Annotated in this window: 19 protein-coding genes and 2 tRNA genes; 16 read left to right on the top strand and 5 right to left on the bottom strand. The window is 33.6% G+C overall.

Going from position 1 to position 19,809, the window contains the following annotated elements:
* Positions 1 to 21 precede the first annotated feature (21 nt).
* The 5 genes from comE to rlmH form a co-directional block, all read right to left on the bottom strand.
* Positions 22 to 774, bottom strand: coding sequence for a competence system response regulator transcription factor ComE (gene comE, locus ACXYSM_RS08245; RefSeq protein ID WP_414265818.1), 753 nt, complete (start codon positions 772 to 774; stop codon positions 22 to 24).
* Positions 771 to 2,090, bottom strand: a complete 1,320-nt coding sequence (comD, locus tag ACXYSM_RS08250) for a competence system sensor histidine kinase ComD (protein ID WP_458634990.1) — start codon at positions 2,088 to 2,090, stop codon at positions 771 to 773. Before comD ends, comE begins: the two co-directional genes overlap by 4 nt.
* A 16-nt stretch (positions 2,091 to 2,106) precedes the next feature.
* Positions 2,107 to 2,232, bottom strand: coding sequence for a competence-stimulating peptide ComC (gene comC, locus ACXYSM_RS08255; protein ID WP_223334365.1), 126 nt, complete (start codon positions 2,230 to 2,232; stop codon positions 2,107 to 2,109).
* A gap of 163 nt (positions 2,233 to 2,395) precedes the next feature.
* Positions 2,396 to 2,469 (bottom strand) — tRNA-Arg (locus ACXYSM_RS08260).
* Between the two features lie 41 nt (positions 2,470 to 2,510).
* Positions 2,511 to 2,990 (bottom strand): 23S rRNA (pseudouridine(1915)-N(3))-methyltransferase RlmH, encoded by a 480-nt coding sequence (gene rlmH / locus ACXYSM_RS08265; protein ID WP_006152892.1) that lies wholly within the window; start codon positions 2,988 to 2,990, stop codon positions 2,511 to 2,513.
* A 184-nt stretch (positions 2,991 to 3,174) separates the two neighbouring features.
* Here rlmH and ACXYSM_RS08270 point away from each other — a divergent pair, with 184 nt between their 5' ends.
* The 16 genes from ACXYSM_RS08270 (at position 3,175) to ACXYSM_RS08345 (ending at position 19,755) form a co-directional block, all read left to right on the top strand.
* Positions 3,175 to 4,356 carry a S1C family serine protease gene (locus tag ACXYSM_RS08270; protein WP_458634991.1) on the top strand — a complete coding sequence of 394 codons (1,182 nt, stop codon included), beginning with the start codon at positions 3,175 to 3,177 and terminating at the stop codon, positions 4,354 to 4,356.
* 59 nt (positions 4,357 to 4,415) lie between these two features.
* The gene (locus ACXYSM_RS08275) at positions 4,416 to 5,177 is read left to right on the top strand and encodes a ParB/RepB/Spo0J family partition protein (protein ID WP_458634992.1); all 762 of its coding nucleotides are present in this window, start codon (positions 4,416 to 4,418) and stop codon (positions 5,175 to 5,177) included.
* A gap of 212 nt (positions 5,178 to 5,389) precedes the next feature.
* Entirely contained in the window at positions 5,390 to 6,748 is a 1,359-nt protein-coding gene (gene dnaA / locus ACXYSM_RS08280; RefSeq protein ID WP_004250937.1) for a chromosomal replication initiator protein DnaA, read from the top strand.
* Between the two features lie 158 nt (positions 6,749 to 6,906).
* Positions 6,907 to 8,043, top strand: a complete 1,137-nt coding sequence (dnaN, locus tag ACXYSM_RS08285) for a DNA polymerase III subunit beta (RefSeq protein ID WP_006154821.1) — start codon at positions 6,907 to 6,909, stop codon at positions 8,041 to 8,043.
* 66 nt (positions 8,044 to 8,109) lie between these two features.
* The gene (locus tag ACXYSM_RS08290) at positions 8,110 to 8,304 is read left to right on the top strand and encodes a DUF951 domain-containing protein (RefSeq protein WP_004250933.1); all 195 of its coding nucleotides are present in this window, start codon (positions 8,110 to 8,112) and stop codon (positions 8,302 to 8,304) included.
* 84 nt (positions 8,305 to 8,388) lie between these two features.
* Positions 8,389 to 9,504: a redox-regulated ATPase YchF gene (gene ychF / locus ACXYSM_RS08295; RefSeq protein WP_458634993.1), complete on the top strand. Its 1,116-nt coding sequence runs from the start codon at positions 8,389 to 8,391 to the stop codon at positions 9,502 to 9,504.
* Between the two features lie 72 nt (positions 9,505 to 9,576).
* Positions 9,577 to 10,146: an aminoacyl-tRNA hydrolase gene (gene pth, locus ACXYSM_RS08300; protein WP_004250929.1), complete on the top strand. Its 570-nt coding sequence runs from the start codon at positions 9,577 to 9,579 to the stop codon at positions 10,144 to 10,146.
* Entirely contained in the window at positions 10,139 to 13,642 is a 3,504-nt protein-coding gene (gene mfd, locus ACXYSM_RS08305; protein ID WP_458634999.1) for a transcription-repair coupling factor, read from the top strand. Before pth ends, mfd begins: the two co-directional genes overlap by 8 nt.
* Positions 13,643 to 13,707: 65 nt before the next feature.
* Positions 13,708 to 13,974: an RNA-binding S4 domain-containing protein gene (locus tag ACXYSM_RS08310; RefSeq protein ID WP_024053357.1), complete on the top strand. Its 267-nt coding sequence runs from the start codon at positions 13,708 to 13,710 to the stop codon at positions 13,972 to 13,974.
* A complete protein-coding gene (locus ACXYSM_RS08315; protein ID WP_004250925.1) occupies positions 13,967 to 14,335 on the top strand; it encodes a septum formation initiator family protein in 369 nt (122 codons plus the stop codon). Before ACXYSM_RS08310 ends, ACXYSM_RS08315 begins: the two co-directional genes overlap by 8 nt.
* A gap of 6 nt (positions 14,336 to 14,341) precedes the next feature.
* A complete protein-coding gene (locus ACXYSM_RS08320; protein WP_004250924.1) occupies positions 14,342 to 14,464 on the top strand; it encodes an SP_0009 family protein in 123 nt (40 codons plus the stop codon).
* A complete protein-coding gene (locus tag ACXYSM_RS08325) occupies positions 14,457 to 15,725 on the top strand; it encodes a serine hydrolase (RefSeq protein ID WP_458634994.1) in 1,269 nt (422 codons plus the stop codon). Before ACXYSM_RS08320 ends, ACXYSM_RS08325 begins: the two co-directional genes overlap by 8 nt.
* A complete protein-coding gene (gene tilS, locus ACXYSM_RS08330; protein ID WP_458634995.1) occupies positions 15,722 to 16,999 on the top strand; it encodes a tRNA lysidine(34) synthetase TilS in 1,278 nt (425 codons plus the stop codon). The genes ACXYSM_RS08325 and tilS overlap by 4 nt, the downstream gene beginning before the upstream one ends.
* A 4-nt stretch (positions 17,000 to 17,003) precedes the next feature.
* Positions 17,004 to 17,546, top strand: coding sequence for a hypoxanthine phosphoribosyltransferase (gene hpt / locus ACXYSM_RS08335; RefSeq protein WP_006149113.1), 543 nt, complete (start codon positions 17,004 to 17,006; stop codon positions 17,544 to 17,546).
* Between the two features lie 16 nt (positions 17,547 to 17,562).
* Positions 17,563 to 19,521 (top strand): ATP-dependent zinc metalloprotease FtsH, encoded by a 1,959-nt coding sequence (gene ftsH / locus ACXYSM_RS08340; protein WP_458634996.1) that lies wholly within the window; start codon positions 17,563 to 17,565, stop codon positions 19,519 to 19,521.
* A 162-nt stretch (positions 19,522 to 19,683) separates the two neighbouring features.
* Positions 19,684 to 19,755 (top strand) — tRNA-Glu (locus ACXYSM_RS08345).
* Positions 19,756 to 19,809 lie beyond the last annotated feature (54 nt).

Genomic DNA, 19,809 nt, shown 5'->3' on the forward strand with positions numbered 1-19,809 from the left:
CAATTTCTTACTAATTGTCAATCACTTTTTAGATTTTTTCTCCAGAATATCTCTTAATTTCCGTACCTTTAGACGGGTAATTGGACAACGATGATCCTCATAAAAAACCACTTCTAAATTTTTTCGATCAATTTCCTTAATATTTCCTACATTGACAAGAAATGATTTATGAGCAGAATAAAATCTTTGAGTATCTTTATCTTTTTCTTGAATATCCGCCATAGTACCATAAAATTCTTTGGCAAAATTCTTACCAATAATCCTTAACTTATGAGATACTCCTGTTGTTTCAATATATAAAATATCATGGTAGGGAATTTTCAAATCATTTCCCTTGTAATTATAGTCAAAATAATCCACAACATCTTTATTTTCAAGCAGCATACTTTTGGTATATAAGATACTCTGTTCGATACGTTTTTTAAATAATTCATCATTGATATCTTTATCAACAAAATCCAAGGCTGATACTTGATATTTGTAAGTTAAGGTAGCAAATTCTGATCTACTAGTGATAAATACGATAATTGCATAGGGATTGTGGCGACGAATAAACTGTGCTACCTCAAATCCTTTTTTCTCAACGCCATGAATATCAATATCTAGAAAATAAAGCTGGTTTACTTCATCATTTTCGATATATTCCTTAAATTCTCGTTCTTTACCTGTTGTTTTATAAGAAATAGGAATATTCAATTCCTTTGAAATTTCATCCAAGGTTCTTTCTAATCTGACTTGATGTTGAATAACATCTTCTAAAATTAATACTTTCATTCAAACTCTCTCTTAAATCTAATAATCTGTCTAAACTTACTATCTTCCATCTCTGTCTCTAAAATGATATTTTCATACTTATCCAAAATCTCTTTGACATTATTAAGGCCAATTCCTCTATTTCTACCTTTAGTAGAAAAACCTAGTTCAAACAAGTCTTCTGAAGGCGTCATGGTAATTTTACACGAATTTTGAATCACGATAACTGTTTCTAAATCCATCTTAATCACTGCAACTTCCATTTGTTTTGAGGAACTTTCTGCAGCACCCTCAACGGCATTGTTCAATAATACGCTCATAATACGCACAAGATCAAGTAAATCAATTGACAACCTTGTGATAATATCCTTTACTTCTAGTGTAAACTCTACGTCATTATTTCTGGCATATACAATAGATTGAGCAATCAAACTTCGTAAAGCTGAATCTTCTATATTGTTTAAATCAAAGTATGTATACTTATCTGAACGTAATTTTTGATTAGCTTTGACTAGAACTTCATTGTAAACTCTGTCAATTTCCTGTAAATCTCCACTGTCAATAGCCATTTGCATACTGACAAGCATCCCTGCATAATCATGACGAAATCCACGGATTTCATTATACAAACCCACAATTTCATCTGTATAAGTCTGTAAATGTTCTTGTTCAAATTTTTTCTGTTTTAGGGCTATTTCTTTTTCAACTCGCACCTTATAAGAATTCATAGCGAAGAAGATTAGTAGTAAACAAATAAAGACAATTGTTGCTAAAATACTACCAAAGCTATTAAAATGTGCATGAGTACTTACCATATCTGAAATGAATGATAGAATATGTAAAGTAAAGAAACCAAGTATAACTTTTTTTAAAAATGGATAGAGGTAATCTTTGTCAAAATAATGAAGTTCAAGGTGAAAATAAGTAATAATTTCTTTTATTACAAAATAAGTCAGCAATAAAACTACTACAAAAAAGAGAGCTTCATATTTTGTTACAAAAGAATCACCTGTAATAGAGGATATGATTACTGCTATAAAAGTATGAGTACTATGATATAGTAAAGACAATAGTAGACTGATAAAAATAGCCTTGTACTTATTATATTTCTTTAATTCTATCTGGTAAATGGAAATAAGTAATGGAAATAAAAATTTAGATATACCAAAGCCACCTAAGTTTAATAGACTAATAAATTCCTCAAGTAATAACACTGAAATAAGTGTATAACATAGAAAAATAAATTGTTCTTTTCTAGTTACTTTACATATCCATCTATAACTTTTGCTAATTATAAAAAAATAGAAAATAGCTATAAATAATCCAAATAAATCCATTACTCTTTACCTTTTTTTATTTTTTCTTTGGAAATATAAGTTCACGTATTGAGCCTAAAAATCTCCAATCCCCACCTTGAATTTCCTGTAACTCTTCTTCTGTAAGTTTTTTGAACTGCTCTAATTTAACTGTTTTTTCCATATTAAATTCTCCTTTGTTGTTTTTTCTTGTAAATTAACTTACAAGCCTATTATACAAAACGGAGTCTGTTTTAAAACATTTCATTCTCAAGTGCACATTTTTGTACCTGAACTGTCAATTTTTACAAAAAACGCTGGGTTTCCCCAGCGTTAAATCTAGTATATGATCCCAGCAGGATTCGAACCTGCGACCGTTCGCTTAGAAGGCGAATGCTCTATCCAGCTGAGCTATGAGACCTAACTAGTTAATCTTATCAAAATAATCGAAAATAGTCAATCCTATTTATGATAGGGAGAACCTTGTTGGATGGTAAAGGCTCGGTATATCTGTTCTACAAGAACTAGACGCATTAATTGATGTGGAAGAGTTAAACGGCCAAAACTTACTGATAGGTTAGCTCGTTTTTTCACTTCATTGGATAATCCTAAACTTCCACCGATAACAAAGGTTAAGGTTGAATAACCATTTATAGAAGCTTGTTCTAATTGGCTACTAAATTCTTCAGAAGATAATGTCTTCCCTTCAATAGCCAAAACAACAACAAATTCTCTATCCCCAATTTTGGAAAGGATTCGATTTCCTTCTAAATTCAAGATTTTTTCATTTTCTGAATCGCTGGCACGATCTGGTGTCTTTTCATCAGCTAATTCAATCATTTCTACAGCAGCAAATCGTGATATTCTTTTAGAATATTCTGCAATTCCATCTTTGAGATACTTTTCTTTTAGTTTTCCAACTGTTACAATTTTTATTTTCATGCTTCTATTTTACCATAATCGTGTTCTATTCACATCTTATTCACAAATGAAAAAGGTGAAAAAACATAATAAATTCACAAATTTTCAACAATTATCCACAGATTGTTGAAAACTTAAGTTTTTTAAGTTAGAATTAAGTTAATAATTCTATACTTTCACTAATTAATCAAATATGGAGGATTCTATGAAAAACTTAAACAAGTTTTCAAAAACAATTGGACAACTTTTACTAGTTATACTTATTAGTTTTTTTAGTGGTCTATTAGGAAGTTTGGCTGTTCTTCAATTCAACCAAAAGCAGGGAAGTGGAGAACAAAATAGTGCAGCGGTCACTCAGACTGCTTCGAAAAATGAAAATTCTACCACACAGGCTGTAGATAAAGTTAAAGATGCAGTTGTATCGATTATCACTTATTCAGGAAACTCTCAAAGTAGTTTTGTTGGATCTGATGATACTGATACAGATTCAAACACTGAACAAATTAACAGTGAAGGTTCTGGTGTTATCTATAAAAAAGATGGGGATGATGCTTATCTAGTAACCAACACTCACGTTATTAGTGGAGCTAAAAAAGTTGATATTCGTCTAGCAGATGGAACAAAAGTACCAGGTGAAATTGTTGGTTCTGATACTTATTCTGACATTGCAGTAGTAAAAATCTCTTCAGAGAAGGTTTCTACAGTAGCTGAGTTTGGTGACTCAAGTCAATTATCTGTCGGGGAAACAGCTATCGCAATCGGTAGTCCTTTAGGTTCAGAATATGCAAATACAGTTACACAAGGAATTGTATCAAGCTTGAACAGACACGTTTCTTTGAAATCTGAAGATGGTCAAGCTATTTCAACAAATGCTATCCAAACAGACACAGCTATTAACCCAGGTAACTCTGGAGGTCCTTTGATTAATATTCAGGGACAAGTGATCGGTATTACATCAAGTAAAATTGCCTCTAATGGTGGAACATCCGTAGAAGGTCTTGGTTTTGCTATTCCTGCAAATGATGTTAAGAATATTATCAAACAGTTGGAAAAAGATGGAAAAGTAACTCGACCAGCTCTCGGTATCCACATGGTTAATTTAACAAACCTTAGCACTGCCGATCTACAAAAATTAAAACTTCCTGACAATGTTACTTCTGGTGTAGCTGTTCGTTCTGTTCAAAAGAATATGCCTGCAAATGGACATTTACAACAATATGATGTTATCACAAAAATAGATGATACTAAGATTTCTTCTACTACTGAATTGCAAAATGCACTTTACAGTCACTCTATTGGTGATGAAATGACTGTAACTTATTACCGTAATGGTAAAGAAGAAACAACTAAAATCAAACTAGATAAGAGTACAAGTGATTTAAATTAATAGTTTACATATTTGTAAACCTACTTTACAGAATATTAAAGATATGATACTGTAGAGATATGGAAGAACTCAAACTAATTCGTATCAGTGATATTCAAAAAAATCCCTATCAACCTCGTAAAGAATTCTCAAAAGAAAAAATTCAAGAACTTGCCCAATCTATTAAAGAAAATGGTTTAATTCAACCCATCATTGTCCGTCAATCTCCAGTTATCGGATATGAAATCCTAGCTGGAGAAAGACGGTATCGGGCATCGATAGAAGCTGGGCTATCAGAAGTTCCTGTAATCATTAAAAAATTATCTGATCAGGATATGATGGTTCACTCAATCATTGAAAATTTACAACGAGAAGACTTAAATCCGATTGAAGAAGCAAAAGCTTATCAATCTTTAATTGATAAAGGATATACTCATGCAGACATTGCTGAAAAAATAGGGAAATCACGCCCTTATATCACTAATCTTGTTCGCTTGCTAACACTTCCTGATTTTATTTTAACAGAAGTAGAAACTGGAAAATTGTCTCAAGCACATGCTAGACTGCTAATCCAACTACCTTTGAAAGAACAAAAAAATTTACTCAATCGCATTCAGAAAGAGGATTTATCAGTTCGGCAGGTGGAACATCTACTTAAAGAAGAAAAAAATAAGAAGAAAAGCAAAGAAAAAGATCACTTTATTAAAGAAGAAGAAGAAAATTTGAAAAAATTGTTGGGATTAGATGTCCAAATAGTCCTTCAAAAAAAAGAGGCAGGAAAAATAACTATCTCTTTTCATAATCAAGAAGAATACCAACGTTTTATTAACAGCCTGAAATAAGGCTGTTATTTTATTTTTCTAAACTCACATACTTATCCACTGGATTAGTATAGAAAAAGGCTATTAAATCAAAATCTAGACCTTTTATCCACAAATTGTGGATAAATCTTTTAAACATTGTGGATTGTTTTTCACAAGTTGTGGAAAAATTGCTTGCTATGTGATAAAATAGTGTTTAAGATTACACCATTTAGAAAAGGAGGGGTTTGTTGTTGAAAGAAAAACAATTTTGGAATCAGATTTTAGAATTAGCTAAAGAGAGATTGACACGATCAATGTTTGATTTCTACGCAACACCTGCTGAATTAATAAAGGTTGAGGGAAATGTAGCTACCATATTTTTGCCAAGATCTGAAATGGAAATGGTTTGGAGTACAAAACTCAATGATATTATTGTAGCTGTCGGTTTTCAAATCTATGACACTGAAATAAAAGCTCAATATGTATTGACTAAAGAAGATTCTAATACCTCCGATATAGCAAGCAATGTTGAAAACAGTAATCATCAACAGGAAGAAATTAAAAAATCTATACCCTATTCAGAAACAGGATTAAGAGACATCTATACTTTTGATAATTTTATCCAAGGTGATGGAAATATTTGGGCCAAGTCTGCTGCTTTAGCCGTCTCGGAAGATCCTGGACTAACTTATAATCCTCTGTTTATATATGGAGGACCTGGTCTAGGGAAAACTCACTTGCTCAATGCTTTGGGTAATGAAATTCTCAAAAAAAATCCTAATGCGCGTGTAAAATATATTCCTGCTGAAAGTTTTATTAATGAATTTTTAGATCATTTAAGACTCAATGATATGGATAATTTTAAAAAAACCTATCGAAGTCTAGATCTCCTTCTTATTGATGATATTCAATCTCTTAGTGGAAATAAAGTGCAAACTCAGGATGAATTTTTCAATACATTTAACAAACTTCACAGTAATAATAAACAGATCGTTTTAACGAGTGACCGTAGGCCAGAACAACTAGAAAATCTACCTGAACGACTTGTCACGCGCTTCTCATGGGGATTAACAACGGACATTACTCCACCTGATTTCGAAACTCGTATCGCTATTTTAAACAGTAAAACAGAGGATTTAGATTATCATTTTCAACCTGACACAATCGAATATTTGGCTGGCCAGTTTGATTCAAATGTACGTGAATTAGAAGGTGCCCTCAAAGATATTAGTCTTATGGCTAAAGTTAAACAAATCAACACTATAACTGTTGATATTGCATCTGAAGCTATACGTGCTCGAAAACAAAGCGTCAGCACCATGATCGTCATTCCGATTGAAAAAATCCAAGAGGAAGTCGGAAAATTTTATGATGTGAGCGTTAAGGAGATGAAGGGAACTAGACGTGTTCAGAATATTGTTCTAGCTCGTCAAGTTGCTATGTACCTAGCTAGAGAATTAACTGATAACAGTCTTCCAAAAATCGGAAAAGAATTTGGTGGTAAAGATCATACAACCGTCATTCATGCTCATGCAAAAATCAAATCTATGATTGAAACTGATGATAAATTACGTATAGAAATCGAAACCATCAAAAAGAAAATCAAATAACTTGTGGATAAGTGTTTAAAATTTTACTGATTTATTAACAAATTTTAAACAAGTATAACTTCTTGATTTTTCTAAACTAGACTTGGTTTTCCACAGATTTCACACAACCTACTATTACTATTATCCTTCTAATAATAAAAATAAATAAAGGAGATTCCATGATTCATTTTTCTATTAATAAAAATTTATTCCTGCAATCATTAAATATTACTAAACGTGCTATTAGTTCAAAAAATGCTATTCCTGTTTTATCAACTATTAAAATTGATGTGACTAACGAAGGAATTACATTAATTGGATCAAATGGTCAAATTTCAATTGAGAATTTCATTTCTCAAAAAGATGAAAATGCAGGTCTTTTGATTAACTCTTTAGGTTCTATCCTTCTAGAAGCTTCATTCTTTATCAATGTAGTATCAAGTCTTCCAGATGTGACTCTTGATTTTAAAGAAATTGAACAACATCAAATTGTACTAACAAGTGGAAAATCAGAAATTACTCTGAAAGGAAAAGACAGCGAACAGTATCCACGTATTCAGGAAATTGCAGCAAGTAATCCTCTAGTTCTTGAAACAAAACTTCTTAAGAAGATTATCAACGAAACTGCCTTTGCTGCTAGTGTACAAGAAAGCCGTCCAATCTTGACTGGTGTACACTTTGTCCTAAGTAATCATCAAGAATTGAAAACAGTAGCAACAGACTCACATCGTCTCAGCCAGAAAAAATTAACTCTTGAAAAAAATAGTGATAATTTTGATGTTGTTATCCCAAGTCGCTCTCTACGCGAATTTTCAGCTGTTTTTACGGACGATATTGAAACAGTAGAGATTTTCTTCGCAAACAACCAAATTCTCTTTAGAAGCGAAAATATTAGTTTCTATACACGTCTCTTAGAAGGTAATTATCCTGATACAGATCGTCTGATTCCAACAGATTTTAATACGACAGTGACTTTTGATGTTGTGAATCTACGTCAATCTATGGAACGTGCACGTCTTTTATCAAGTGCTACTCAAAATGGAACTGTAAAATTAGAAATCAAACAAGGAGTAGTTACAGCTCATGTAAATTCTCCAGAAGTTGGTAAAGTAAACGAAGAAATCGATACAATTGCTGTATCTGGTGAAGATTTAACTATTAGCTTTAACCCAACTTACTTGATTGAAGCACTAAAAGCCTTGAATAGTGAAAAGGTAACAATCAGCTTCATTTCAGCGGTTCGTCCATTTACTTTGGTCCCAGCTGATACAGATGAAGATTTCATGCAGCTGATTACACCAGTTCGTACAAATTAAGTTAAAGAGGTTGAGCCTAGCTCACCTCTTTTATGATATAATCAGAAATATGAAAAGGAGAGTAGTATGTATCAAGTTGGAAATTTTGTTGAAATGAAAAAACCACATGCTTGTACAATCAAATCTACAGGCAAAAAAGCTAATCGTTGGGAAATTACACGTCTAGGTGCAGATATCAAAATAAAATGCAGTAATTGTGATCATGTTGTCATGATGAGTCGCTATGATTTTGAAAGAAAAATGAGTAAAATTATCGACTAAATGCAAGGAGTTAGAGGGTTAGCAAGTTTTCCCTTTTTGTGTTATAATATTGAAGATTGAAATGTGAACGGAGAATGAGAAATTATGGCTTTAACAGCAGGTATCGTGGGTTTGCCAAACGTTGGTAAATCAACCCTATTTAATGCAATTACAAAAGCAGGAGCAGAGGCTGCAAACTATCCATTTGCAACTATTGATCCAAACGTTGGGATGGTAGAAGTTCCAGATGAACGCCTACAAAAATTGACTGAAATGATTACTCCTAAGAAGACAGTCCCAACAACCTTTGAATTTACAGATATTGCAGGGATTGTAAAAGGTGCGTCAAAAGGAGAAGGTCTCGGTAATAAATTCTTGGCCAATATCCGTGAAGTTGATGCCATTGTCCATGTAGTTCGTGCCTTTGATGATGAAAATGTCATGCGTGAGCAAGGTCGTGAAGATGCTTTTGTAGATCCATTGGCAGATATTGATACCATTAACCTAGAATTGATTCTTGCTGACTTAGAATCTGTTAATAAACGCTATGCGCGTGTGGAAAAGATGGCACGTACGCAAAAAGATAAGGAATCAGTTGCAGAATTTAACGTTCTCCAAAAGATTAAACCTGTCCTTGAAGACGGTAAATCAGCTCGTACTATTGAATTTACAGATGAAGAGCAAAAAGTAGTTAAAGGTCTTTTCCTTTTGACCACGAAACCAGTTCTTTATGTAGCGAATGTGGATGAGGATGTGGTTGGAGACCCAGAATCTATCGATTATGTGAAACAAATTCGTGAATTCGCAGCAACAGAAAATGCAGAGGTAGTGGTCATTTCGGCGCGTGCTGAAGAAGAAATTTCTGAATTAGACGATGAAGATAAAAAAGAGTTTCTTGAAGCCATTGGTTTGACAGAATCAGGTGTGGACAAGTTGACTCGTGCTGCTTACCATCTACTTGGACTTGGAACTTACTTCACAGCTGGTGAAAAAGAGGTTCGTGCTTGGACCTTTAAACGTGGCATAAAAGCTCCTCAAGCAGCTGGAATTATCCACTCTGACTTCGAAAAAGGCTTTATTCGTGCAGTGACTATGTCTTATGATGATTTGATTAAATACGGATCTGAAAAGGCTGTAAAAGAAGCTGGACGCTTGCGTGAAGAAGGAAAAGAATATGTCGTTCAAGATGGCGATATTATGGAATTCCGCTTTAACGTATAATCAACATTTTAAATAGTGTCAATTAGGTTGGAAAAAAATTCCAACCCTTTTGGCTTTTGAAAGGAAATTTAAATGACAAAATTACTTGTGGGATTGGGAAATCCAGGGGATAAATATTTTGAGACAAAGCATAATGTTGGTTTTATGCTGATTGATCAACTAGCGAAAAAACAGAATGTATCCTTTACACACGATAAAATATTCCAAGCTGAATTAGCTTCATTTTTTCTTAATGGTGAAAAAATCTATCTAGTGAAACCAACAACTTTTATGAATGAAAGTGGGAAAGCAGTTCATGCTTTATTAACCTACTATGGTTTAGATATTGAAGATTTACTGATTATTTACGATGATCTTGACATGGAAGTAGGAAAAATTCGACTTCGCGCTAAAGGATCAGCTGGCGGTCATAATGGTATCAAGTCAATTATCCAACATATTGGTACACAGGTTTTCAATCGTGTAAAGATTGGTATCGGTAGACCTAAAAAAGGAATGTCTGTTGTTCACCACGTTTTGAGTAAATTTGACAAGGATGACTATATAGGTATTTTACAGTCTATTGACAAGGTTGACGATGCTGTAAATTATTATTTACAAGAGAAAAACTTTGAAAAAACAATGCAGAAATACAATGGGTAAGGGAATGTCATTAATCGAATTCTTTTTAGAGAATAAGCAGATACAATCATGGAATGAGCATTTATCTCTCAAACAAAGACAATTACTACTAGGTCTCTCTGGTTCAGCAAAGTCTTTAGCGATTGCTAGTAGTCTGAAGAGTCAGGATAAGGTTTTAGTTATGACTTCCACATATGGAGAAGCTGAGCGTCTGGTCAATGATTTAATCTCCATATTAGGTTCAGATCTAGTTTATCCATTTCTAGTAGATGATTCACCAATGGTAGAATTTTTAGTATCGTCTCAAGAAAAGATTTTTTCAAGAGTTGAAGCTTTGCGTTTTCTAAGAGGTAAATCTCAAAAAGGAATATTAGTTTGTAACATGGCAGCTAGCCGTTTATTCTTACCAGATCCTCAAGCTTTTGATAACAGTGTGTTAAAACTTGAAGTTGGGGAAGAGTGTGAACAAAGAGAATTAAAAAATCAATTGATTTCACTTGGTTATAAAAAAGTTACTCAAGTTCAAAGTCAAGGTGAATTTAGTCTTCGAGGGGATATTTTAGATGTTTTTGAAACTTCACAACTATCTCCTTACCGAATAGAATTTTTTGGTGATGAAATAGATGGGATTAGAGAATTCGACGCAGATACACAATTATCAAAAGAAAGTCGGTTAGAAATTTCTATATATCCAGCTAGTGACATTTTATTAACTGTTGAAGATTATCATCGTGGTCAACAATTCTTAGAACATGAGATTGATAAAACTATTTCACCTACATTAAAGTCGTACCTAGAAGAAGTTTTTAGTTGTGCGAAAGAGCAAGTTCTTCATGCTGATATTCGTAAATTTTTGTCTGTTTTTTATAAAAAACAGTGGACCTTGACTGACTACTTGAACCAAGCACCTATTATCTTTGATGATTTTCAAAAAATCATGAATCAGTATGATATTTTTGATAAGGAAACAGCTAGCTACTTTATAGAGGATTTACACAATAGTAAAGCTGTATCAAGTTTACAATATTTTGCTGATGTAGAAAGTCAGTTTAAAAAATATTTACCGGCTAGCTTCTTTTCTAATTTTCAAAAGGGACTTGGAAATTTAAAATTTGATCATCTTTATCAATTTAATCAATATACTATGCAAGAATTCTTCAATCAGTTTTCTTTTCTGAAAGAAGAAATTGAACGCTATAAAAAATTAAAATATACGATTGTTCTTCAATCAAGCAGCCAAACAGAACTAAAAAAACTGTCAACGATTCTTGATGAATATAGCATTAAAGTTGACAATAGTAATCAAAGTGAAATTTGTAAAGGAACTGTCAATCTTGTTGAAGGAAACCTTCGTCATGGTTTTCATTTTGTGGATGAGAATCTTGTATTTATCACTGAATATGAAATTTTCAAAAAGAAGATTAAACGTAAATATAGAAGACAAAATATCAGTAATGCTGAGAGATTAAAGGACTATAATGAGCTCCAAAAAGGAGATTATGTTGTTCATCAAATTCATGGGATTGGTCAATATTTAGGAATCGAAACGATTGAAATCAAAGGGATTCACCGAGATTATGTAAGTATCCAATATCAAAATGGAGATCGTATTTCTATCCCTGTAGAACAAATCCAAACCTTATCTAAGTATGTTTCAAGTGACGGTAAGGCTCCAAAGTTAAACAAATTAAACGATGGACGTTTTAAAAAAGCTAAGCAAAAAGTTAAAAATCAAGTTGAAGACATTGCAGATGACTTAATTAAGTTATATGCAGAGAGGAGTCAACTTGAAGGTTTTGCATTTTCAAAAGATGATGAAGATCAGGTTGCTTTTGATGAGGCTTTCCCTTATGTTGAAACTGAGGACCAACTTCGAAGTATAGATGAAATTAAAAAGGATATGCAGGCTTCTCAACCAATGGATCGACTTTTAGTTGGAGATGTTGGTTTTGGCAAGACTGAGGTGGCCATGCGAGCTGCTTTTAAAGCTGTCAACAATCATAAACAGGTTGTTGTTTTAGTACCTACTACAGTTTTGGCTCAGCAACATTATAGTAATTTCAAGGAAAGATTTGAGCAGTTTGCTGTCAATGTAGATGTTTTAAGTCGTTTTAGAAGTAAAAAAGAGCAGACTGAAACACTTGAAAAATTGAAAAAAGGCCAAGTTGATATCCTGATAGGAACCCATCGAGTTTTGTCTAAAGATGTTGAATTTGCTGATTTAGGCTTGATCATCATCGATGAGGAACAACGTTTTGGTGTCAAACATAAGGAAGCTTTGAAGGAATTAAAAAAGAAGGTTGATGTCTTAACTTTAACAGCTACACCAATTCCTCGAACTCTACATATGTCTATGCTAGGTATTCGAGATTTATCTGTCATCGAAACTCCCCCAACAAATCGATATCCTGTACAAACCTATGTCCTTGAACAGAATGATCGTGTCATTCGAGATGCTGTATTGAGAGAAATTGATCGTGGTGGTCAGGTTTACTATCTTTACAATAAAGTTGACACGATTGAAAAGAAGGTTTCAGAGTTACAAGAACTGATTCCAGAAGCTTCTATTGGTTTTGTTCATGGTCAAATGAGTGAAATTCGTTTGGAGAATACACTACTTGACTTTATCGAAGGTGAATATGATATTTTAGTAACAACAACAATCATTGAAACAGGAGTAGACATTCCAAATGCCAATACCTTGTTTATAGAAAATGCAGACCATATGGGATTGTCAACCTTGTATCAATTAAGAGGTCGAGTTGGTCGTAGTAATCGTATTGCTTATGCCTATCTTATGTATCGACCAGATAAATCATTGACAGAAGTTTCTGAGAAGAGATTAGAAGCTATCAAGGGATTTACCGAATTGGGTTCTGGTTTCAAAATCGCTATGCGCGATTTATCCATTCGTGGAGCGGGTAATCTTTTAGGAAGTTCGCAGTCCGGTTTTATCGATTCTGTTGGTTTTGAACTGTATTCTCAGTTACTGGAAGAAGCAATTGTTAAGAAAAATGGAACTGACAAGAAACGTGAAAAAGGAAATGCTGAGTTAATTCTAAAAATTGATGCTTATCTTCCGGATGAGTACATTTCAGATGAACGACATAAAATTGAAATTTACAAGAGAATTCGTCAAATTGAGAACCGTGTCAACTACGAAGAATTACAAGATGAGTTGATAGACAGATTTGGAGAGTATCCAGATGTAGTTGCTTACCTCTTAGAAATTGGATTAGCTAAAGCTTATCTTGATAAAGTTTTTGTCAATCGTGTTGAAAGAAGAAATGATAAGCTTGTTATTCAATTTGAAAAAATATCGCAACAATTATTCTTAACTCAAGATTATTTCCAAGCCCTTTCACATACAAATTTGAAGGCTAATATTTCTGAAAATCAAGGTTTAATCGAAGTTGTATTTGATATTCGAAATAAAAAAGATTATGAGATTTTAGAAGGACTCTTAACCTTTGGAGAATCGTTAGCGAAGATAAAAGACTTAAAAGAGTCACATTAGGGATTACCTTTTTTCTTCTATAAAAGGGATAAAAATGGTACAATAATAATTTGAGGTATTATAAGATGAGATTAGATAAATATTTAAAAGTATCACGAATTATTAAACGCCGTACGGTAGCTAAGGAAGTTGCAGATAAAGGGCGAATCAAGGTAAATGGTATCCTTGCTAAAAGTTCAACTGATTTAAAAATCAATGATCAGGTTGAAATTCGTTTTGGAAATAAAATGTTGCTTGTAAAGGTGCTCGAAATGAAAGATAGCACAAAAAAAGAAGATGCAGCTGGAATGTATGAAATTATCAGTGAAACAAGGGTAGAAGACGATGTATAAAAAAATAGTCCAAATGAATAATTCATTTATTCAAAATGAACACCAACGACGTAAGTACATGATGGAAGAACGTCAAAAACGTAATCGTTTTATGGGTTGGGTTTTGATTTTAATTATGTTGCTATTCATCTTACCAACTTACAATTTAGCACAAAGTTACCAACAATTACTAACACGTCGCCAGCAACTAGCTGATTTGAAAAAACAATATCAGGACTTGAGCGATGAAAAGGATAAAGAAGCTAGTTTAGCAACTAAGCTAAAAGATGAATCCTATGCGGCTAAATATTCCCGTGCAAAATATTATTATTCAAAAACATGGGAGGAAGTTTATACAATTCCGGACTTACTTCCTAGGTAATGTGAAATGGAAAATTTATTAGATATTATCGAAAAATTTTTAAGTCAGTCAGATGAAAAATTAGATGAGTTAGCTCAAAAGAATCATCTGTTACGACTACAAGAAGAAGAGGGGAAAAAGAATGCGTAAATTTTTAGTGATATTACTACTTCCTATTTTCCTAAAAAGCGTTCAAGTAGTAAGCACTGAGAATCCAGTTATTATTCCAAAACAAGAAGTTTATTCTTTAACTCATACTCCGTATCATTTTTATTATCAAGATATTATAGAATCTCCAAAATTTTATGGTGAGACACCAGTTTATTCTACAGAAGACCTAATTAATGCATCAGGAAAAGTCAATGAGGAAACAAAATTATCTGTTTTAGAATGGAGATTAAATAAACAAGGACAGCCTGTCTTTAAATTGTCTAATAATCAATTTGTGATGGCTGATAAACGACTTTTATACGATAATTCTATCGTAAACGATTTTTCTAAGCGAGTATGGTTAGAACCGGGATTTGTCGTTTATAATAGTCCTTATGATCAACAAGAATTAAAGTCTACTTTAGCGCCTTATCAAGAAGTTGAGGCAGATATGTCTATTTTTGCTGAAGGTCGTGAATTCTTACATATCAAGCAAACGGGCTGGATTTCGACGGATTATATTTCCGATGATGATAATCGTATTCAGAAAGTAAAAGAGTTGCTATCTGCAAATTATCAAAATGAACAGTTCTCTATTTATATTAAACAATTGAGTACAGGTAAGGAAGCTGGCATTAATGAAAATCAAAAAATGTACGCTGCTAGTGTTATGAAATTACCTTATCTTTATTCTGTTCAGGAAAAAATCAATCAAGGTGATTACCAACTTGACACGAAATTGAAGTATGTTTCCGAAGTTAATGATTTCCCTGGTTCTTATAAACCGGAAGGAAGCGGAAGTCTCCCTAAAACAGCGGACAATAAAGAATACACAATCAAAGATTTAATCACAAAAACTGCAAAAGAATCTGACAATGTAGCTCATAATATTCTTGCTTATTATATTACGAATAAATCAGATGAAGCCTTTAAAACAGAGATGGCTACTATCGCAGGTGAAGAATGGGATGTGACAGATAAGATGGCTTCAGCTAAAATGGCTGGTCAAGTTATGGAATCTATTTATAATCAGAATGGTTTTGTTTTAGAATCTCTTTCACAAACATCTTTTGATAATCAGCGGATTGCTAAGAATATTTCTGCTAAGGTAGCCCATAAAATTGGGGATGCAGATGAATTTAAACACGATGTGGGAATAGTCTATACAGATTCTCTTTTCGTTATTTCAATCTTTACCAAAAATTCTGATTACGATACTATTTCTAAAATTGCTAAGGATGTCTACGAGGTCCTAAAATGAGAGACCGCGATTTTTTAAATCATTTTCTAGAAAAAGGTTACTTTGAAGGACATTCAAGAGTTGTGCTGGCCTTGTCTGGTGGATTGGATTCGATGTTTCTTTTTCAACTTCTTTTGACCTATCAAAAAGAACTTGGTATTGAATTGTTTTTAGCTCATGTAAATCATAAACAACGACCAGAGTCAGATAAGGAAGAAAATGAATTAAGAAAATTAGCTGAACAAGCTGGAGTTCCAATTTATGTAGCTTGTTTTACTGGAGATTTTTCAGAAGCGAATGCTCGTCAATTTCGCTATGAATTCTTTAGAGAAATGATGGAGAAAACTTCATCTACAGCTCTTGTAACAGCTCATCATGCAGATGATCAAGTTGAGACGATCTTTATGCGGTTGATTAGAGGTGTCAGACTACAACATTTATCAGCTATTAAAGAAAGACAAATATTTGCTAAGGGAGAGTTGATTCGTCCTTTGTTGTCTTTTTATAAGAAGGATTTTCCTAAAATTGATCATTTTGAAGATTCAACGAATAAAGAAAATCACTATCTTCGCAATCGTATTCGCAACCTCTATCTGCCACAGTTAGAAAAAGAAAATGTTCAGGTAAAAAAAGCAATTTCAGTGTTTGGAAAAGAAGTTTCTGATTATCAAATTGCTCTGGCTGAATTATCTCAAGCGGTTGATGTGGAAGATTTAACTCAGTTTTTATCTTTTTCCGAAGCAACACAAAGAGTTTTACTACAACAATACCTTAGTCGTTTTGCTGATTTAAATGTAACAAGAGAACAATTTCAAGAAATTCATCATATTTTAAAAACTAAGAGTCAATATCGCCATAATATAAAAAATGGTTATGAACTTATAAAAGAATACCAGCACTTTCAAATTGGTAAAATCAGACCAAAGTCTGATGAAAAAAGTAGTGAGTGTGTGTTAAACTATCAAAATCAAGTTTATTATGAAGGTTTTATATTTTCATTTGGAATTCCTCTAAAAGGTGAAAATGTTCAACAAATAAATGTTTCCCGTGAAACATCATTGATTTTGCGGCATCGACAGCCAGGTGATTATTTGATAATAAATGGTCATCGAAAAAAAGTAAGGCGACTTTTTATTGATTTAAAAATACCTGCAGAAAAACGAAAAAATGCGATTATTGTTGAGCAATTCGGAAAGATTTGTTCAATTTTAGGAATTGAACTCAGTGATTTGAGTATAAAAATGAAAAATGATATAATGAACACTGTACTTTATATAGAAAAAATAGATAGGTAAAATCATGTTAGAACAAGATATCAAGAAGATTTTGATTTCACAAGATGAAATTACAGAAGCGGCTAAGAAATTAGGTGCTCAATTGACAAAAGATTACGAAGGTAAGAATCCGATTTTAGTTGGGATTTTAAAAGGATCTATTCCTTTTATGGCAGAATTAGTCAAATATATCGACACTCATCTTGAAATGGATTTTATGATGGTTTCTAGTTATCATGGTGGAACTGTAAGTAGTGGTGTCATCAATATCAAACAAGATGTCACTCAAGATGTTAAAGGTAGACACATTGTCTTTGTAGAAGATATTATTGATACTGGACAAACATTAAAAAGTTTGAGAGATATGTTTACTGCTAGAGAAGCAGCGTCTGTTAAGATTGTTACTATGCTGGATAAACCAGAAGGACGTACTGTAGAAATTGAAGCAGATTATACATGTTTTACAATTCCAAATGAATTCGTTGTAGGCTATGGTTTAGACTATAATGAAAATTATCGTAACCTTCCTTATGTAGGCGTATTGAAAGAGGAAGTTTACTCAAAATAGAAGGGTAAGTTGTTGAATGCAAAAACAAAATAATGGTTTTATAAAAAATCCATTTCTTTATTTGTTGATGATTTTCTTGCTAGTAACGGGATTTCAGTACTTTTTCGCTGGGAGAGCTGCTGGGCACAGTCAACAAATTAAATACTCAGAATTGGTGCAGGAAATCACTAATGACAATGTAAAAGAAATAACCTATCAACCAAGTGGTAGTGTTATTGAAGTGTCTGGTGTCTATAAAACTGCTAAAACAGAAAAACCGGAAACAGGTATTCAGTTTTTCACACCTTCTGCAACAAAAGTAGAAAAATTTACAAGTATTATTCTTCCATCGGATACTACTGTAGCAGATTTGCAAAAACTAGCTGGTGAACACCAAACACAAGTTGAAGTCAAGCACGAAAGCTCAAGTGGTATGTGGATTAACATCCTAGTTTCGGTAGTGCCATTTGCCATTCTATTCTTCTTCCTATTTTCTATGATGGGAAATATGGGAGGAAATAGCGGACGCAATCCGATGAGCTTTGGACGCAGTAAAGCTAAGGCTGCTAATAAGGAAAATATCAAAGTACGCTTTTCAGATGTCGCAGGAGCTGAAGAAGAAAAACAAGAACTTGTTGAAGTTGTTGAATTCTTGAAAGATCCAAAACGCTTTACAAAATTAGGTGCTCGTATCCCAGCTGGTGTTCTCTTAGAAGGACCTCCGGGAACTGGTAAAACATTACTTGCTAAAGCAGTAGCAGGAGAAGCTGGAGTACCGTTCTTTAGTATTTCAGGTTCTGACTTCGTAGAAATGTTCGTCGGTGTCGGTGCCAGCCGTGTACGTTCACTCTTTGAGGACGCTAAAAAAGCAGCACCAGCTATTATCTTCATCGATGAAATTGATGCCGTTGGTCGCCAACGTGGTGTCGGTCTTGGTGGAGGTAATGATGAACGTGAACAAACCTTGAACCAACTCTTGATTGAAATGGATGGTTTTGAAGGAAATGAAGGAATCATTGTCATTGCGGCAACAAACCGTTCAGATGTTCTAGATCCAGCCCTTCTTCGTCCAGGTCGTTTTGACAGAAAAGTATTGGTTGGTCGTCCAGATGTTAAAGGACGCGAAGCAATTCTGAAAGTCCATGCTAGAAATAAACCTCTAGCAGAAGATGTGGATTTGAAGTTAGTAGCACAACAAACTCCAGGTTTTGTTGGTGCTGATTTAGAAAATGTATTGAACGAAGCGGCATTAGTTGCTGCCCGTCGCAACAAATCAGTCATTGATGCTTCTGATATTGATGAGGCAGAAGATCGCGTTATTGCAGGACCTTCTAAGAAAGATAAAACTGTTTCCCAAAAAGAACGTGAAATGGTTGCTTATCACGAAGCAGGGCACACTATCGTAGGGTTAGTCTTATCAAATGCGCGTGTCGTTCATAAGGTAACAATTGTTCCTCGTGGTCGAGCTGGTGGGTACATGATTGCTCTTCCAAAAGAAGATCAAATGTTGCTATCTAAAGAAGATATGAAAGAACAATTAGCTGGTTTGATGGGTGGACGTGTTGCTGAAGAAATCATCTTTAATGTCCAAACAACAGGTGCGTCTAACGACTTTGAGCAAGCTACACAAATGGCGCGTGCAATGGTTACAGAGTATGGTATGAGTGAAAAACTCGGACCTGTTCAATACGAAGGAAATCATGCAATGTTTGGTGCTCAAACTCCACAAAAATCTATTTCAGAGCGTACAGCTTATGAAATTGACGAAGAAGTTCGAGCATTGTTAAATGAAGCACGTAATAAAGCAGCTGAAATTATTCAATCAAATCGTGAAACGCATAAATTAATTGCAGAAGCCTTATTAAAATATGAAACATTGGATAGTACACAAATCAAATCTCTTTACGAAACAGGGAAAATGCCTGAATCAGTAGAAGAGGAATCACGTGCCCTATCATATGATGAAGTCAAATCAAAAATGGCTGAAGAAAACTAAAATATTAGTAGACGAGATACAAGAGAGGATACTATTATATCCTCTCTTCCTTATTATAGAAACTAATCTATGAAAAACCAGTAAAAAAATTTCAGAAAAAACAAATCAAACTAGTTGACAAGATTCTAAAAGTAGGTATAATAGAAAGAGTTAAAAAGCTCAGGTCCGTTGGTCAAGGGGTTAAGACACCGCCTTTTCACGGCGGTAACACGGGTTCGAATCCCGTACGGACTATGAGTGTATCGCGGTTGATGGAAATAGGATTTAAAAAAAGTTAAAAAAACCTGT

It is taken from the genome of Streptococcus sp. V940 (assembly GCF_054353495.1).